The sequence below is a fragment of the Murimonas intestini genome (assembly GCF_024622195.1).
Lineage (GTDB): Bacteria > Bacillota > Clostridia > Lachnospirales > Lachnospiraceae > Murimonas > Murimonas intestini.
Genome location: NZ_JANKBI010000003.1, coordinates 124405 through 142530 on the forward strand (window position 1 = coordinate 124405; position 18126 = coordinate 142530).

Below are 18126 nucleotides of genomic sequence, written 5' to 3' on the forward strand. Positions count from 1 at the left end.
AATGATTTTCAGGGGTAAACTTGACGCAGGAGGGAAAAGGGTTTAAACTAAGTTTAAAAATTATAAATTAGTTTAAACCGGAGTTGATTATATTGAAAGTGAAAGCAGCTGATATAGCAAGAAAGTTAAATCTTTCTAAGGCGACAGTCTCACTGGCGCTGAATGGCAAGACGGGTGTCAGTCCAAAGACCAGGGAGGCAGTATTGAAATGCCTGAATGATATGGAGAAGGGGAGCTGCATCAGGGACAGTGAGGATGGCCCTCCTGCCAGAAAGCAGATGATAAAGATCATCATTGTGAATAAGAAAAAGGGCATTATCACGGATTCTGAGCTGGATTTGTGGACGGATGTATTTAAAGTGTTTGACCGCGAGACAAAGCGTCTCGGATATACATTGGGAATCACATATACGGAGATGAAAGAGGAGGAGATTGAGCGGGTGATAGAGGATGCCTGCCAGGAGGAAGTGGCTGGCATTATACTGGATGCCACTGAAATGGAGAAGGATGATTTCAGGCCATTTTGCAGGATCAGCAAACCTATGGTCATCTATGATAATGACCTGGATGTGCATTATAACTGTGTGGCTATAGATAATGCCGCGGCAGTTGGCAGTCTTGTGGATTATCTGGCGGCTCAGGGATGCCAAAATATCAGGTATCTTGCAAATGAAGTGGATATCTATAATTTTAGCCAGAGACGGGCAGGATTCAGGATGGGACTTGAAAAAAACGGCATTCCAGCCGATGAAAGCCTTATAGTAAGGGCAGGAACTACAATAGATGACGTCTCAGAAAAGATGGAGCGGTATCTTGATAAGAATGATCTGCCGGATGCGTTCATTATGGAGAATTATCAGGTTTCCATAGGAGTGATGAGGGCGCTGAGAAAAAAGGGAATACAGGTGCCGCAGGATGTGTCCCTGGCAGGCGTGGATGAGCTGCCCAGTTACATGACAGGTGAGTGTCGTCTCACAACAGTCAGGGTGGCCCATGCCCAGCGCGCCCAGGCAGTCATGATGTTTCTGGAAAAAGAGATCAGGGAGCCTGTGGCGGCAAAGTTTAAGATATTTTCTAACAGTGAGCTCATCAGGGGGAACAGTGTGAAGGAAAGCGGGGAGAGTGTCTATGAATAAAATGAATTACCAGAGGCAGCTGGAGGAGATCATAAGGGAAAATGAGAGGGCGGGAAGGGTTCCCTCCCTCTTTCTTCACAGCTGCTGTGCGCCCTGCAGCAGTTATGTGCTGGAATATCTGTCCTCTTATTTTAAGATCACCGTGTTTTATTACAACCCCAATATCTATCCTGATGAAGAGTACGAAAAGCGTGTTAAAGAGCAGGAACGCCTGACAAAGGAGATACCGGCACGCTATCCTGTCACTTTTTGCTCAGGACCGTATGATAAGGACAGGTTCTATGATGCTGTAAAAGGTCTTGAGCATACAGGGGAAGGGCATGAAAGATGCTCTGCCTGTTTCAGGCTGAGGCTTTCGGAGGCGGCCAGGCTGGCAGCTGACGGGGGATATGATTATTATACTACAACCCTTACGATCAGTCCCATGAAGGATGCCCAGAAACTTAACGAGATCGGTGCTCAGGAGGGGGAAAAATATGGCGTGAAATACCTCCCGTCAGATTTTAAGAAAAAGAACGGCTACAAGCGGTCTACAGAGCTTTCGGCCATGTACGGCCTGTACCGCCAGAATTACTGCGGCTGTGTCTTTTCAAAACAGGAGAGCCTGAAGAGAAATGAGACGAATGAAAGTCAGAAAGGAGAGTGAGGATAAGCAGATGGATAATTATGAGAAAGTCCTTTTGCATGACAGGGAGATGTTTTTAAGAGAAGACCTGGAGGCTGTGCTGAGAAGGACAGGACTAGCACTTGTGCAGGAGGGCAGGTATGCGGCAGTCCCCATGCCGGATGAGGTCTACCTGGCAGACTGCCGGACGGGGATCATCTGCAGAAGCTCTGACCCGCTGGAAAAGGTGGATGTCCATACGCAGCTGCTCATCATGCACTATCTGATCTATTCCCGTGAGACGGCCCGCATCAGCGGGCGTGAACTCCCTTTCAGGGAAATAAAAGGGGTGGGGCATTTTGAGGCTGCTTTTCTGCGTGAGGTGGAGCCTCTTTTGAAATCTGCCTTTGCCGGGCGCCTGGATGCGTTTAGAGAGGCGGGCAGGAAGCTGCAGGGTGAACCGGCGGCTTATGGGGATGCCTCAGTGAAACTGCACATTTTTCCAAATATACCTGTCACTTATATTCTTTTTGAAGGTGATGATGAATTTCCCATGAACATAAACATTCTTTTTGATGAGGCAGTCACGCATTGCATCCATCCCGAGGATGTGCCGGTGGTGGGGGAATATGGGGCGAAGGCGCTTGTCAGGGCAGCTGAAATATGGTAGACTATGAGACAACCATCGCTGGAAGCGATTTTTTAGATGTACGCAAATCAAAAGAAGAAATGAGGAAAATAATATGGCACAGTTATGGGGCGGACGCTTCACGAAAGAAACAGACAAGCTTGTATATAATTTTAATGCATCAATCTCTTTTGACAGGAAATTCTACCGTCAGGACATTGAGGGAAGCCAGGCGCATGTGAAGATGCTCTCGGCGCAGGGGATACTGACAGAAGAAGAAAGAGATCAGATTCTGGGCGGTCTTGAAGGGATACTCTCCGATGTGGAAGAGGGCAGGCTTGAGATCACAGATGAATATGAAGATATCCACAGCTTTGTTGAAGCGAACCTGATAGACAGGATAGGGGATGCGGGAAAGAAGCTGCATACAGGCAGGAGCCGCAATGACCAGGTGGCCCTGGACATGAAGCTGTATATCAGAGATGAGATCGTGGAGACAGACGGCCTGCTGAAGGGGCTTCTTACAACCCTGCTTTCCATAATGGAAGAAAATACAGGTACATATATGCCGGGCTTTACGCATCTGCAGAAGGCCCAGCCAATTACGCTTGCCCATCATATGGGCGCCTACTTTGAGATGTTTAAAAGAGACAGGCAGCGTCTCTTTGATATTTACAAGAGGATGAATTACTGCCCGCTTGGATCCGGAGCCCTGGCAGGCACCACATACCCTCTGGACAGGGAATACACTGCAAAGCTTCTGGAGTTTGACGGACCTACCTTAAACAGTATGGATTCAGTGGCAGACAGGGATTACCTGATTGAACTCTTAAGCGCCCTGTCTACGGTCATGATGCACTTAAGCCGTTTCTGTGAAGAAATAATCATCTGGAACAGCAATGAATACAGGTTTGTAGAGCTGGATGACGCTTACAGCACAGGAAGCAGCATCATGCCCCAGAAGAAAAACCCGGATATCGCAGAGCTGGTGAGGGGAAAGACAGGACGTGTCTACGGAGCCCTTGTTTCTATGCTCACTACAATGAAGGGTATCCCGCTGGCATATAATAAGGATATGCAGGAGGATAAAGAGCTGACCTTTGATGCAATAGATACTGTAAAAGGCTGTATCGCCCTGTTTAACGGCATGGTATCTACTGTGCGGTTTAATAAAGAGGTCATGGAGGCAAGTGCGAAGAATGGATTTACAAATGCCACAGATGCAGCAGATTATCTTGTAAACCACGGCGTGCCTTTCAGGGATGCACATGGTATTGTGGGCCGGCTTGTACTGTACTGCATTGAGAAGGGGATATCTCTGGATGATATGAGCCTGGAGGAATATAAGGCCATCAGTCCTGTATTTGAGGAGGATATTTACGAGGCTATCAGCCTGAAGACATGTGTGGAGAAAAGGACTACGGTCGGGGCTCCCGGAGAAGAAGCCATGAAGCAGGTGATCGCCCTGGAAAAAGATTATTTGCTAAAAAACTAAAAAAAACTTGATTTTTTGACGCAGATGTTATAGTATATTGTTCATGGGCGACAAATGTACGCTGCACAAAGACAAGATGCATGCGCGCTTCGCTGCAAATACGCAGAGCGTATTTAAAGAAAGTGAGGAGATTTGAAAATGAGTGAAAAATTAAGAGTAGGTATTCTGGGAGCAACTGGCATGGTAGGCCAGCGTTTTATCTCTCTTCTTGAGAACCATCCATGGTTTGAGGTCGTTACAGTGGCGGCCAGCCCAAGAAGTGCAGGGAAGACATATGAAGAAGCTGTAGGCGGGCGCTGGAAAATGGACACCCCCATGCCGGAAGCAGTTAAGAATCTGATCGTTATGAATGTGAATGAAGTGGAAAAAGTGGCAGAGAGCGTTGACTTTGTCTTTTCCGCTGTAGATATGACAAAGGATGAGATAAAGGCTATTGAGGAGGCTTATGCAAAGACTGAGACACCTGTAGTGTCAAACAACAGCGCACACAGATGGACACCAGATGTGCCTATGGTCATCCCGGAAGTGAATCCTGAACATTTTGAAGTTATCAAGTTCCAGAAGGAACGCCTTGGCACAACAAGAGGCTTTATCGCTGTAAAGCCAAACTGTTCCATCCAGAGTTATGCACCTGTGCTGACAGCCTGGAAAGAATTTGAACCCTATGAAGTAGTTGCCACTACATACCAGGCTATCTCAGGAGCCGGCAAAACTTTTAAAGACTGGCCTGAAATGGTTGAAAATATCATCCCGTATATCGGCGGGGAAGAAGAGAAGAGCGAGCAGGAGCCTTTAAGGCTGTGGGGCAAGATCGAGGATGGAGTTATCAAAAAAGCAGAATCTCCTGTCATCACCTGCCAGTGTATCCGTGTTCCTGTATTAAACGGACATACAGCTGCAGTATTTGTTAAATTCAGAAAGAAACCTTCTAAGGAAGAACTGATCCGGAAACTTGAAGAATTCAGCGGACTTCCTCAGGAACTTGAACTTCCAAGTGCTCCGAAGCAGTTTATGCGCTATATGGAAGAAGATAACCGTCCTCAGGTAAAAGCAGATGTGGACTATGAAAACGGAATGGGAGTGTCCATCGGACGCCTCAGAGAAGATACGGTATACGATTATAAATTTGTCGGTTTATCCCACAATACAGTCCGCGGAGCAGCAGGCGGAGCAGTTCTTTGTGCCGAACTCTTAAAGGCACAGGGCTACATCACAAAAAAATAAGTTATATATAAGTAATAAATAAGTTCTGGACTGGTTACTAAAAATAATCTCAGAAAAGGGTTGCATAAACAGGTAGTATTTCGGTATAATCTGTTTGTGCAACTTTTTATAGCTAAAAGCTGTATACCTTAAGTTTCTGAAAGGATTATTGAATGTCTAAAGCATTATACATAGCTGAGAAGCCGAGCGTAGCGCAGGAGTTCGCAAAGGCTTTGAAGATAAATACGTCGAGGCATGACGGGTATCTCGAAGGAGATACGGCAGTCGTCACATGGTGCGTAGGGCATCTGGTGACGATGAGCTATCCGGAGGTCTACGACCCCAAATTTAAAAAATGGAGCTTATCCACACTTCCCTTCATACCTGATGAGTTCAAATATGAAGTGATAGGCTCTGTCAGCAAGCAGTTTAAGATAGTCAGCGGCCTGCTGAACAGGGAAGATATTGATACGATCTATGTCTGTACTGACTCGGGACGGGAAGGAGAGTATATCTACCGTCTGGTGGCCCAGGAATCCCATGTGAAGGGGAAAAAGCAGAAGAGGGTCTGGATAGACTCCCAGACAGAGGAGGAGATCCTGCGGGGAATAGAGACTGCGAAGGATCTGTCAGCCTATGATAATCTGTCGGATGCAGCTTATCTGAGAGCAAAAGAGGATTATCTGATGGGGATTAATTTCTCAAGGCTTCTGTCACTGAAATATGGAAATGCAATTTCCAATTATCTGCACACAAAATACACTGTAGTGTCCGTAGGGCGGGTCATGACGTGTGTTCTGGGCATGATCGTCAGAAGAGACAGGGAGATAAGGCAGTTTGTTAAGACACCGTTCTACAGGGTGCTCAATACGATTCATTATAATGGCCGTGATTTTGACGGGGAATTCAGGGCTGTAGAGGGCTCCGCCTATTATCTTTCCCCGAAGCTTTATAAAGAAAACGGATTTAAAGAGAAAAAAGACGCCCAGGAGCTTATAGAGAGACTAAGTGAAACAAAGCCGCTTACAGCGGCGGTGGATTCTATTGAAAGAAAAAAAGAGAATAAGAATCCTCCTCTGCTCTATAATCTGGCTGAGCTGCAGAATGACTGTTCCAGAATGTACAAGATAAGCCCTGATGAAACTCTGAAAATCGTGCAGGAGCTGTATGAAAAAAAGCTGGTGACATATCCCAGGACTGACGCCAGGGTGCTTTCTACAGCAGCAGCGAAAGAGATCCATAAAAATATCGGAGGGCTTAAAAATTTTGCGCCGGGTGCTGAATTTGCCCGGGAGATCATGGAGGGCGATAAATGGAAAAAAATCGCCGGGACCAGATATGTAAATGACAAACAGATCACAGACCACTATGCCATAGTGCCCACAGGGCAGGGATTTTCAGCGCTCCGGTCCGTATCCTCTACGGCTGCGGGCGTTTATGAGGCTATTGTGCGCAGGTTTCTGAGCATCTTTTACCCGCCGGCTGTTTACCAGAAAGTCAGTCTGGTGACAAGGATGGGGACTGAGAAGTTTTTCTCTTCTTTTAAAGTTCTGGTCTCAGAAGGTTATCTGAAGGTGGCAGGTATGCCCCAGCAGGCCTCTAAGAAAGGGGAAGATCCTTCCCAGGAGGAGGAGACAGGCTGTGATACAGATTTTATTGAAGCGCTGAAAAAGTTAAAAAAGGGCGCTGTGCTTGATGTGAAGGAGCTTTCCATCAAGGAAGGGGAGACATCTCCTCCTAAAAGATATAATTCCGGTTCAATCATACTGGCTATGGAAAATGCAGGCCAGCTCATTGAAGATGAAGAGCTGAGGGCCCAGATTAAGGGCAGCGGAATCGGAACAAGTGCCACAAGGGCAGAAATATTGAAAAAGCTTATTGGAAATAAATATATTGCACTGAATAAGAAAACACAGATTCTCACCCCCACATTGCTGGGCGAGATGATTTTTGATGTTGTAAATGCTTCAATCCGTTCCCTGCTGAACCCGGAGCTGACCGCCAGCTGGGAGAAAGGGCTGACTTATGTGGCTGAGGGGACGATCACTTCGGATGAATATATGACAAAGCTTCGGGATTTCATCCAGAGCAGGACTCAGGCGGTTTTAGGAACTAATTACCAGTATGCGCTGAGGTCATATTTTGATGCGGCGGCAGCCTTTTACAAACAAAGGAGTGTAAAATAAGATGGAATCTTGTAAGATAGCAAATCTCTACAATCTGGATGAGACTATCGCGAAGGAGCTTTTCCGGGATCTGGAATATCCCTGGGAGGCGCTTCCAAAGATCAGTTCATTTATCCTGGAGCTGGGAAGCAGACTTCCCGAAGAGAAGTATGAGAAGCGGGGGGAAGATGTGTGGGTGGCAAAATCAGCAAAGGTAGCGCCTACGGCATATATAAATGGACCTGCGATCATCGATGAGGAAGCTGAGATACGCCACTGCGCTTTTATCAGAGGCAGCGCCGTCGTAGGAAAAGGAGCTGTGGTGGGGAATTCCACTGAGCTGAAAAATGTGGTATTATTTAATAAGGTCCAGGTGCCGCACTATAATTATGTGGGAGATTCCATACTTGGATATAAGTCTCACATGGGCGCAGGTTCAATTACATCAAATGTGAAATCAGACAAGACCCTCGTGACTGTAAAAGAGGGCGCGGACAGGATAGAGACAGGCCTTAAAAAATTTGGGGCCATGCTGGGAGATGAAGTTGAGGTCGGATGCGGTTCTGTACTGAATCCGGGTACAGTCATCGGGCCGCACAGCAATATCTATCCGCTTTCTATGGTGCGTGAGGTCGTGCCGGCTGGGAGCATATACAAAAAACGCGGAGAAGTTGTAGAAAAAATATAACAGAAAGGGTAAAGGTTTACAGGAAGAAACATGAGAGAAGAAAGAGAATCCAAAAGAAGTCGGAAAGACCAGGATTACCGGAATGACGATCCTTTTATGAACAGCCAGCCACAGCAGAATCAGAGAAAAAGCCGCAGCCAGGGTCAGGGCGCCCAGGGCAGCCAGCAATATGGAAATGGCCAGGCATACGGGAATTATGGAGGACCGCAGCCCAGAAGAACAGCTCAGGGAAACCAGAATTATGGACAGCCGTATGGCGGTAATATGCAGGGACAGAGGGCAGATTATAGTCAAGGCAGGAACAAAAAGAAGAGTAAGCGCAAGAAAAAGAGAATATGGCTGTTTGTGCTTGAGATATTGGTACTGCTGATAGCAGCGGCATTCCTCTTCCTCTGGGTGAAGTACAACAAGATCCAGAAGGCGGAGTTTAATCCCACAGACGTAGTTGTCAATCAGGATATTGACCAGGGAGTAGTACAGCAGATGAAGGGATACACAACATATGCTTTCTTCGGAGTGGATTCCAGGACAGGCGATCTTAAGTCAGGTACAAACAGTGACACGATCATGCTGTGCAGCATCAACAATGATACGAAGGAAATAAAACTGGCATCTGTCTACAGGGACAGTTACCTGGACAATACAAACGGAAGGTTCCAGAAGGTAACAGAGGTATATGGCGCGGGCGGAGCACAGCAGTCCCTGAATGTCCTCAACAAGAATCTGGATCTGAATATCACACAGTTTATCACAGTTGACTTTAATGCCATTGTTGAGGCTGTGGATATCTTCGGGGGAATTGACCTGGAGCTTACAGAGGGTGAAGTAAAATGGCTGAATGGTTATCTTGTGGAAGGCCGCGATGTGCTTGGAAAAGAGTGTGACGACGTGCCGGGACCCGGCATGCAGCACTTAAACGGAATGCAGGCGCTGGCATACTGCCGTATCCGCTATATAGGCCTGGATTACGAGCGTACAGAGCGTCAGCGCAAGGTTCTTGAGCAGCTTATGTCCAAGGCTAAATCCGCAGACCTCCTTACCCTTAACTCTGCGCTTGATAAGCTGCTGCCCATGGTGTATACGAACCTGGATGTGTCAGATATGATGGACATGCTCAAGGATATCACCAGCTTTAATATGGGAGAGACAACAGGATTCCCGCTTCAGAAGACAACTCAGAACAATGAGGCAGGAGATGTGGTCGTACCTATCAATCTTGCCGAGAATGTAAAAGAGCTCCATGCGTTCCTGTACGGACAGGAGGCCTACACACCGTCAGCTACTGTCCAGTCTATAAGCAGCCAGATCGTGTCTAACACAGGTGTGGACACAGGGGTGGAATCACAGTAGGAATTTGTTTTATGATATGAAAGTAAAGCAGTAAAAGCGTGCATGTGAAGTGTTTATACTTCACAGCGCGCTTTTTTGTTCTTTTAGGGTGGATGCGCAGCTGCGCGTGCGGAACGAAAGTGGTTATGAAGTGCACAAATTGATTATGATTGACAATAAGTATATTCAAATATATAATAGATGCAGAGCGCGGCAGGGGAACGGAAGCGCTTTAGATAAAATCGAAAATATTTTCGAAAAATAAAAATAACAGGTTGACTATTTTGAGGTTTTATACTAATATATTACCAGAGGAACGAACATAGGTTTGCAAAAAAAGAGGCGGAAGGAATTGTAGAAGGAGAATGAAGATGGCACAGGAAAGTAAAATGAAACCAGGACAGCAGGATGATAAATTAAAGGCGCTGGATGCAGCGCTTTCACATATTGAGAGACAGTACGGAAAAGGTTCCGTCATGAAGCTGGGTGAAGCAGGAAAGAACATGAATGTGGAGACAGTCCCAACAGGTTCATTGAGCCTGGACATTGCTCTGGGGCTGGGGGGCATACCAAAGGGCAGGATCATAGAGGTCTACGGTCCTGAGTCAAGCGGTAAGACGACAGTTGCCCTGCACATGGTCGCTGAAGTGCAGAAGAGGGGCGGGATCGCAGGCTTTATCGATGCAGAGCATGCGCTGGACCCTGCATATGCCAAGAATATCGGAGTAAATATAGACGAGCTCTATATCTCACAGCCTGACAGCGGCGAGCAGGCGCTGGAAATCACAGAGACGCTGGTGCGTTCCGGAGCTGTGGATATCATTATCGTGGACTCTGTTGCAGCGCTTGTGCCGAAGGCAGAGATCGATGGTGAGATGGGAGACGCCCATGTGGGACTTCAGGCAAGGCTGATGTCTCAGGCTCTGAGAAAGCTGACATCTGTAATCAGTAAATCCAACTGTATCGTGATCTTTATCAACCAGCTCCGTGAGAAAGTGGGCGTTATGTTTGGAAATCCGGAGACGACTACAGGCGGACGCGCCCTGAAGTTCTATTCGTCCATCCGTATGGATGTGCGCAGGGTCGAGACACTGAAGCAGGGCGGGGAGATGGTCGGAAACCATACAAGGATCAAGGTTGTAAAAAATAAGATCGCGCCGCCGTTTAAAGAAGCGGAATTTGATATCATGTTCGGCCAGGGGATTTCCAAAGAGGGGGATGTGCTTGACTTGGCGGCAAACCTGGGGATCATCAATAAGAGCGGTGCATGGTATGCCTATAATGATGCCAAGATCGGCCAGGGGCGTGAAAATGCCAAGGCATATCTCAGAGAGAATCCTGACATCATGGAAGAAGTGGAGCTGAAAGTCAGAGAACACTACGGTATGATAGAGGGAGCCGAAGCGGCAGCTGAGGAAGAGAAGGACAAAAAGACAGAGGCCCGGAAGGACAGTGATATATCCGGGGAGGCAGCGCCGGCAGCTGAGACAGCAGCAGCCCAGGCTGGAGATAAAGAATGACCGTAACAGACATAATTCCCGTTTCAGCCGGAAAAGGCCGTGGTACGGGAGGAAAATACAGAGTATTTATTGAAGGACAGCTTGCCTTTGTGTTATACAGGGGCGAGCTGTCCCGTTATGGAATAGAGAAGGATTGCGAACTCTCAGAGCAGGCTTATGATGAGATACTGGGGGAAGTGCTGTATAAGCGTGCCAGGCTGAGATGTATGCATCTTCTGGAGTCGGCGGACAAGACAGAGGCGCAGCTGAGGATGAAGCTGCAGCAGGGGGAATATCCGAAGGAAGTTATAGAGAGTACCATCGAATGGCTCATACAGAAGCGCTATCTGGATGATGAGCGCTATGCGGACATGTACATAGAATATAACAAAGAAAAGAAGAGCCGCAGGCAGATCGAGATGGAACTGCAGAGGAAAGGCATATCAGGTGACAAGATAGAAAATGCCTTCACAGGACAGGAACTGGCGGCAGAGGATGACCTGATCAGGGAGTGGCTTGACAAAAAGCATTATGACAGAGAGAATGCGGATGCGGCTGCCCAGAGAAAGATGTACGGGTTTCTCATGAGAAAGGGATTTTCATCGCCGGCAGTTATGAAAGCACTCAGGGACAGATGACGGGGATATTTGTGAATTGTAATGAATCTGCATGAAATATATGGCGGAACAGGTGAATTCACTTGACAATATAACCAAAACACGATAAAATCAAAGTGTTGTATTTGTACAATGAAAATTAAATAAGGAGGTGCTCCTGTGCCGGATGCAATAACAATAGTTATTTTTGTTGTAATCACTCTGGTCGTAGCTATTATTACGTGGTTTGCAGCGGTTGCCTATCGGAAGAAGATAGTGGAAGAGAAGATCGGCAGCGCAGAAGAAAAAGCCAGAAAAATAATAGATGATGCCTTAAAGACTGCGGAGACTAAAAAGCGTGAAGCACTGCTTGAGGTTAAAGAAGAATCCTTAAAGACTAAGAATGAGTTGGACAAGGAAACGAGAGAGCGTAGGGCAGAGCTGCAGCGTTATGAAAAGCGTGTTTTATCAAAAGAAGAATCAATTGATAAAAAAGCGGATTCAATGGAAAAACGTGAAGCAGGATTATCAGCAAAAGAAGAGGAATTAAAGAGAAAAAGCAAGGAAGTAGAAAGATTAAGTGAAGAAAGAGTACAGGAACTGGAGAGAATTTCAGGCCTAACCTCCGAACAAGCAAAAGATTATCTTTTAAAAACTGTTGAAGACGAAGTAAAGCAAGACACTGCCAAGTTATATAAAGAACTTGAAAGCAGGGCAAAAGAAGACGCTAACAAAAAAGCAAAAGAGTACGTGGTCACAGCCATTCAGAAATGTGCGGCGGACCATGTGGCGGAAACTACGATTTCCGTGGTACAGCTTCCCAATGATGAAATGAAGGGTAGAATCATTGGCAGGGAAGGAAGAAATATTCGTACCCTGGAAACTCTGACAGGTGTGGATTTGATTATCGATGATACACCGGAAGCAGTTATCTTATCCGGTTTTGAACCAATCAGAAGAGAAGTAGCCAGAATTGCACTTGAAAAATTGATCGTAGACGGACGTATTCACCCGGCAAGAATCGAAGAAATGGTTGAGAAAGCCCAGAGGGAAGTTGAGACCATGATCCGGGAAGAGGGGGAAGCGGCAACATTAGAGGTAGGGGTACATGGTATCCATCCTGAGTTAGTCCGTTTATTAGGTAGAATGAAATTCAGGACCAGTTATGGTCAGAATGCCTTGAAACATTCCATAGAAGTGGCCCAGTTATCTGGTCTGCTGGCAGGCGAGATCGGCGTAGATGTCAAATTGGCAAAACGTGCCGGACTGCTGCATGACATTGGTAAATCCATTGACCATGAGATGGAAGGCTCCCACATACAGATTGGTGCAGACCTTTGTAAGAAGTATAAAGAGTCAGCGCTTATCATTAATGCTGTGGAAGCACACCATGGCGATGTAGAACCAGAATCCCTGATTGCATGTATTGTACAGGCTGCGGATACAATTTCTGCCGCCCGTCCTGGAGCCAGAAGGGAAACTCTGGAAACATATACGAATCGATTAAAACAGTTAGAAGATATCACAAACTCCTTCAAGGGAGTAGACAAGTCTTTTGCTATTCAGGCAGGCCGTGAGATCCGGGTAATGGTTGTTCCTGATCAGGTCAGCGATGCAGATATGGTATTGCTGGCAAGAGATATTTCAAAACAGATTGAAGCTGAGCTGGAATATCCGGGACAGATCAAAGTCAGCGTGATCCGCGAAAGCAGAGCAGTTGACTACGCCAAATAAAGGGATAGTACTTATAAGAACTCTTGGAAGCCGTATAATTTAATATTTATACGGCGCCAGGGGTTCTTTTTTGATCCCTGCGGCAGCCGTCAAATGCACATGCAGGCATGTTCACCTGGCCCGCTGCTCACGGAAATAAAAATTCCGGCAGACCGGCGGCATACGGCGCTATATCGTACTGCTGATAATAAATGACAAAGCCCTCCGGAGTCAGATAGTAGTTCTTGGGATTAAAAGTTTTCTGCAGAAGAGAAATATAATCATCAAAAAAGGAAGAAGGAGAAGCTTTCTGTCTCTCTGCGATCTGCCCGCCGATATTCATGAAAAGCCGCTGGCGGGAAGCTGCTGAGAGGGGATAAAAATTTCCCAGGGACAGCCTTCTTCCTGTTTTAAAATCCCAGGTATCAGAGGTGCGGACTGTCTCACCATGCGCACCTCCCATATATGTGTATTTTTCCAGGTAAAGACTTGTGATGCACCCGGCATTATAAGTAATCTTATAGTTAACGTCTAAAGTAAAGCTGTTAAAAGATGGATTATTCTCAGGGATATATCTGGCGCTGTCCGCAGCCTGGGGATAGAGGACAGTACGGCAGTAAGATTCAGTCTGTCTTGCAGTATATGCGTAATAGTTATTAATGCGCTGAGAGGGAGCTTTGCTGCATGTGGATTTGAAGAATGGATAGTTGATGTTATAGATAAATACAGGGATTTTCCCGTAGTACATTGTGTCCTTAAGAGTTTTTTGGAGGATTGTCTGCATGGCGGCCTCAAAGAATATAGTTATGACAATATATTCCGGCTATTGCCTGATATATGACTGCAGTATATCTGAGGGTGCCAAACAGTTACAGTAAATGAAATTTTGGAGGTGTATATGAGAGAGGATATACTAAAGCTTTTTTCCCCGTCCGCGTCAGGATGGTTTAAGAGGACATTCGGTGAGCCTACGGAAGTACAGAAGACTGCATGGCCTGCTATAGCGGCGGGGAAGCATGTGCTGGTAAGTGCCCCCACAGGAACAGGAAAGACTCTTTCTGCATTTCTGGTCTTTATAGACAGGCTGAATGAACTGGGACGGCAGGGGATGCTTAAGGAGGAACTGTATCTCATCTATATCTCACCTCTGAAATCACTGGCAGGAGATATCAGGGAGAACCTGAACAGGCCTCTGGAAGGCATATCAGGAGGAGATGGTGAGGATATGATCCGGGTGGGGCTGCGAACGGGAGATACGCCACAGAAAGACAGGCAGAGGATGATTAAACATCCGCCCCACATACTGATCACTACACCTGAATCCCTGTTTCTGATGCTGACTTCTAAGTCGGGGTGTTCCATTTTAAAAACAGCGAAAGCGGTGATCCTGGATGAACTGCATGCTCTTATTGATACAAAGAGGGGTGCACACCTGATGCTGTCCATAGCCAGGCTGGACAAACTCTGCGGCCATGAGCTGCAGCGTATCGGCCTCTCCGCCACCATAGAGCCGCTGGAGCTGGCGGCAGAATATCTGGCCCCGGAACCGGCTGTCATCTGCGCACCTAAAATGAAAAAGGAGATCAGGATTGAAGTGGTGGGGACTGCTCCGGCCCAGGGCAGGAGAAAGGACCCTGTGTGGGAGGAGCTTGGTGTTGCCGTATACCGCCAGTGCCAGCCCTACAGAAGCGTTATTGCTTTTTCTGAGGGGCGCAGGTATGCTGAAAAACTGGCCTACTATGTAAATCAGCTGGGCGGCGATGGTTTTGCCAGAGTCCATCACGGGAGCCTCTCAAAAGAACAGCGTTTAAAGGCAGAGCAGGAGCTGAGGGACGGCAGCCTGCGGCTTCTGTGTGCCACTTCCTCCATGGAGCTGGGGATTGATGTGGGAGACGTGGAGCTGGTGCTGCAGGTCGGCTGCCCGCGTACAGTATCAAGTACAATGCAGCGCCTGGGAAGAGCCGGACACAGGCCGGACAGAGTGAGTGTGATGTATATGTACCCCAGGACGGCCCTGGAGACTGTGTACTGCGCAATGACGGCGGAGGCGGCAAGACAGGGCGGAGTGGAGCACACAAAGCCTCCCAGGATGTGTCTGGACGTTTTGGCCCAGCATCTTGTTTCCATGGCTGCCACAGACGGATACAGCGTGGATGATGTGATGGAGGTTCTGTCAGGGACATACTCCTTCAGGGATGTCAAAAGAGATGATGTGAGAGATGTGCTGGGCATGCTGTCGGGTGACTATGAGCACAGCCGTGAGATTCCCGCGCGTCCTCGGGTGCTGTATGACAGGATACACGACAGGGTGGCAGGAGATGCCTACAGCAGGATGCTTGCAGTGGCAGCGGGTGGGACAATACCTGATAAAGGCCTGTATACGGCTAAAACGGAAGACGGAGTCATTCTGGGGGAACTGGATGAAGAATTTGTATATGAATCCCAGATAGGAGACAGGTTCATGCTGGGCTCCTTTGCCTGGCGCATAGTGCGCCAGGACAGGGATACAGTTGTAGTCACTCAGGCCCCGGTGCAAGGGGCCAGGCTCCCCTTCTGGAAGGGCGAGACGAGAGGACGCACGCTGAAGACAAGCCTGGCATTTGGAAAGATGTTAGGTCTGCTTGAGAAGGCCTGGGAAGATAAGAGACTGACAGAAGAACTGGAACGGCTTGGGATGGATGAGGCTGCGGCCATGAACGCGGCAGGATTCCTGCAGAGGCAGATAGGGGCGGCAGAGGGGCTGCCTGATGACAGGACAGTTCTGATTGAGCATTACAGGGACAGTACGGGAAGCCATCAGGTCATGATACATGCCATGTTCGGGAGGCAGGTCAATGCACCCCTGTCTCTGCTGGCCAGGCATGCGGCATGGGCCATTACAGGGCGTGATGTGGGGAGCGTGGATGATGAGGATGGTATTCTGCTCTATCCCTACGACGGGGAGAAGCTTCCAGAGGGACTGCTGTACCAGATAGAGCCGGAGAGAGTCAGAGTATTGCTGGAAGCGATGCTTCCTGTGACGCCTCTTTTTAATATGACGTTCCGCTATAATGCGGCCAGGGCGCTGATGATGGGCATGAAGCAGGGAGGGCGGCAGCCACTGTGGATGCAGCGTCTGAAAAGTGCACAGCTGCAGGGGATGCTATCCGGTGAAAAGAACCACCCGCTGATCAGAGAGACAAGGAGAGAATGCCTGGAGGACCAGTGGGATATTGACGGCGTGATCAGTGTCTTAAAGGATATACGTTCGGGACGCATACGAGTAAAAGAGATGTATTTGGACACTCCGTCGCCCATGTCCCTGCCGTTCCAATGGCAGGCGGAGGCAGCGGAAATGTATGAATATTCGCCTGTCACGCCTGATATGCGCAAAACGGCGTATGAAGAGCTGTCACAGGCTGAGATGGTGAAGCCTTCCCGGGAAGAACTGGCTAAGAAGTGGGAGAGGAAGAAGCTTCCGGAGGACGAAGATGGGCTTCATGCGCTTCTCATGATGGAAGGAGACTTTATGGCGGGAGAAGTGCCCGTACCGGTGGAATGGCTGGAAGGTCTGGCGGAAAAAGGACTTGCCGCCTATCTGGAGCCGGGTATATGGATCGCTGAAGAACACAGGCAGGAGTATGAGCGCGCGCTGGAGGGCAAAGATATCAGGGCGGGAATGCATATTGTCCGGAGAATGCTTTATTACAGGGGAGGGCAGACAGAGGGAGAAATCCGGGAACGGTACTTCTTTTCGGAAAAGGAAACAAAAGAGGTGCTGGATGGGCTGTGCAGTTTGAAGGACGCAGTTCTGGATGAAGGAATCTATTACCATGGCAGGCTGTATGAACGCGCCAGGGCTAATTCCATAAGGAGTCTGCGCATGCAGACCTCCACCTGTCCTCCGGAGAATTATGCAGCCTATGCGGCAGACAAAAGCCATATACATGCGCCCTCTACAGAGCAGCTTGGGGCCGTGCTTGAGGAATACTGCGGGAGAAGCTATCCGGTTGGCTTCTGGGAGTCGGTTCTTCTGCCGAGAAGGGTGAAGAACTATTCAGAGAAGCAGCTTGACACTCTTCTGGCCCAGGGGGATTATTTTTGGCAGATGCTGCCGGGAGGCTGTCTGAGTTTTTGCCGCTATGAGGATATTGACTGGGATGCCCAGCCGACCGATGCAGGATATCTGGAAGGAGATGAAAAGCTCATTTATCAGGAGCTTAGAAAAAGAGGAGCCAGCTTCCTGAGATCTCTCACGGATATCCCAAAGGAATCCAGCGCCCAGCAGGTCCTTCTTTCACTGGCGGAAAAAGGCCTGGTCTGCGCTGACAGCTTTGTTCCGGTGAGGCAGTGGCAGAACAGGGACAAGGTAAAGAAAGCAACTGCCAGGCAGAGAGTGAATGCCAGGGTGATGCTGCTCTCAGCCGGGAGATGGGATATAGTCCGTCCTGTAATAAAGAAGGGCATGGAGGAATGGCTGGAAATATTTTTAAAAGAAAACGGTATCCTCTGCAGAGAGACTTTTCGTAAATCAATGTCAGAGAGAGAAGCATGCCCATATATGGGAACAGCAGCAGGGGAGGAAGCGGGAGACATAAGCTGGAAGAAGGCGCTTGATATTCTGAGAATATGGGAATATACGGGGAAGATCAGAAGAGGATATTTTGTGGCGGGCATGTCGGGGGCACAGTTTATCAGAAGTGAGGAATATGACGCACTGACAGCAGCGCTCAGAGAACCGTCCGACGGAGCCATATGGCTGAACGGAACCGACCCCGCTCTGATATGGGGGAAGGTGACCGAACACCCTGAAGGAAAGAGCTTTCTGGGGGTGCCGGGTACGGCTGTCGCTTTAAAAGGCGGGAAACCTGCCGCTGTGCTGAAAAGACAGGGAAAAGTCCTGGAAACATATACAGAAGACGGGATAGAGGACGTCATAAATGAACTGGCAAGAGATTTTAAAAATAAAAGCCTGTTTCCTGAGAAGAGGCGTCTGACTATAAAAGAATATCCAAAAGAACTGGGAGCACTCCTGGGGAATGCAGGATTTCTGCGGGAGATGCAGGATTACACGCTGTACCGCTGATATTA

At 48.0% G+C, this 18126-nt stretch carries 13 protein-coding genes; 12 read left to right on the top strand and 1 reads right to left on the bottom strand.

Going from position 1 to position 18126, the window contains the following annotated elements:
- Positions 1-98: 98 nt before the first annotated feature.
- The 11 genes from NSB28_RS06670 to rny all read left to right on the top strand — a co-directional run bounded on the left by NSB28_RS06670 (position 99) and on the right by rny (position 13077).
- Positions 99-1136: a LacI family DNA-binding transcriptional regulator gene (locus NSB28_RS06670; RefSeq protein ID WP_257497629.1), complete on the top strand. Its 1038-nt coding sequence runs from the start codon at positions 99-101 to the stop codon at positions 1134-1136.
- Positions 1129-1782 carry an epoxyqueuosine reductase QueH gene (locus NSB28_RS06675; RefSeq protein WP_109626144.1) on the top strand — a complete coding sequence of 218 codons (654 nt, stop codon included), beginning with the start codon at positions 1129-1131 and terminating at the stop codon, positions 1780-1782. Before NSB28_RS06670 ends, NSB28_RS06675 begins: the two co-directional genes overlap by 8 nt.
- Positions 1751-2410, top strand: a complete 660-nt coding sequence (locus tag NSB28_RS06680; RefSeq protein ID WP_109626145.1) for a DUF3786 domain-containing protein — start codon at positions 1751-1753, stop codon at positions 2408-2410. Before NSB28_RS06675 ends, NSB28_RS06680 begins: the two co-directional genes overlap by 32 nt.
- Positions 2411-2483: 73 nt before the next feature.
- The gene (argH, locus tag NSB28_RS06685) at positions 2484-3863 is read left to right on the top strand and encodes an argininosuccinate lyase (protein ID WP_109626146.1); all 1380 of its coding nucleotides are present in this window, start codon (positions 2484-2486) and stop codon (positions 3861-3863) included.
- Between the two features lie 138 nt (positions 3864-4001).
- Positions 4002-5087, top strand: a complete 1086-nt coding sequence (gene asd / locus NSB28_RS06690; RefSeq protein ID WP_109626147.1) for an aspartate-semialdehyde dehydrogenase — start codon at positions 4002-4004, stop codon at positions 5085-5087.
- A 152-nt stretch (positions 5088-5239) separates the two neighbouring features.
- Positions 5240-7252, top strand: a complete 2013-nt coding sequence (locus NSB28_RS06695; protein WP_109626148.1) for a DNA topoisomerase — start codon at positions 5240-5242, stop codon at positions 7250-7252.
- A 1-nt stretch (position 7253) separates the two neighbouring features.
- On the top strand, positions 7254-7919 hold the full coding sequence (locus tag NSB28_RS06700; protein ID WP_109626149.1) for an acyltransferase: 666 nt from the start codon (positions 7254-7256) through the stop codon (positions 7917-7919).
- A gap of 30 nt (positions 7920-7949) precedes the next feature.
- Positions 7950-9269 carry an LCP family protein gene (locus NSB28_RS06705; protein ID WP_109626150.1) on the top strand — a complete coding sequence of 440 codons (1320 nt, stop codon included), beginning with the start codon at positions 7950-7952 and terminating at the stop codon, positions 9267-9269.
- A gap of 350 nt (positions 9270-9619) precedes the next feature.
- Positions 9620-10768, top strand: coding sequence for a recombinase RecA (recA, locus tag NSB28_RS06710; protein WP_187374279.1), 1149 nt, complete (start codon positions 9620-9622; stop codon positions 10766-10768).
- Positions 10765-11385, top strand: a complete 621-nt coding sequence (locus NSB28_RS06715) for a regulatory protein RecX (RefSeq protein WP_109626151.1) — start codon at positions 10765-10767, stop codon at positions 11383-11385. Before recA ends, NSB28_RS06715 begins: the two co-directional genes overlap by 4 nt.
- Before the next feature lie 174 nt (positions 11386-11559).
- Positions 11560-13077: a ribonuclease Y gene (rny, locus tag NSB28_RS06720; RefSeq protein ID WP_392391506.1), complete on the top strand. Its 1518-nt coding sequence runs from the start codon at positions 11560-11562 to the stop codon at positions 13075-13077.
- Positions 13078-13204: 127 nt separating this feature from the next.
- Here rny and NSB28_RS06725 read toward each other — a convergent pair whose 3' ends face one another.
- Positions 13205-13840 carry a DUF3298 and DUF4163 domain-containing protein gene (locus NSB28_RS06725; RefSeq protein ID WP_109626153.1) on the bottom strand — a complete coding sequence of 212 codons (636 nt, stop codon included), beginning with the start codon at positions 13838-13840 and terminating at the stop codon, positions 13205-13207.
- A gap of 114 nt (positions 13841-13954) precedes the next feature.
- Between NSB28_RS06725 and NSB28_RS06730 the strand changes: the two genes are divergently transcribed.
- Positions 13955-18121, top strand: a complete 4167-nt coding sequence (locus NSB28_RS06730) for a DEAD/DEAH box helicase (RefSeq protein ID WP_109626154.1) — start codon at positions 13955-13957, stop codon at positions 18119-18121.
- Positions 18122-18126 lie beyond the last annotated feature (5 nt).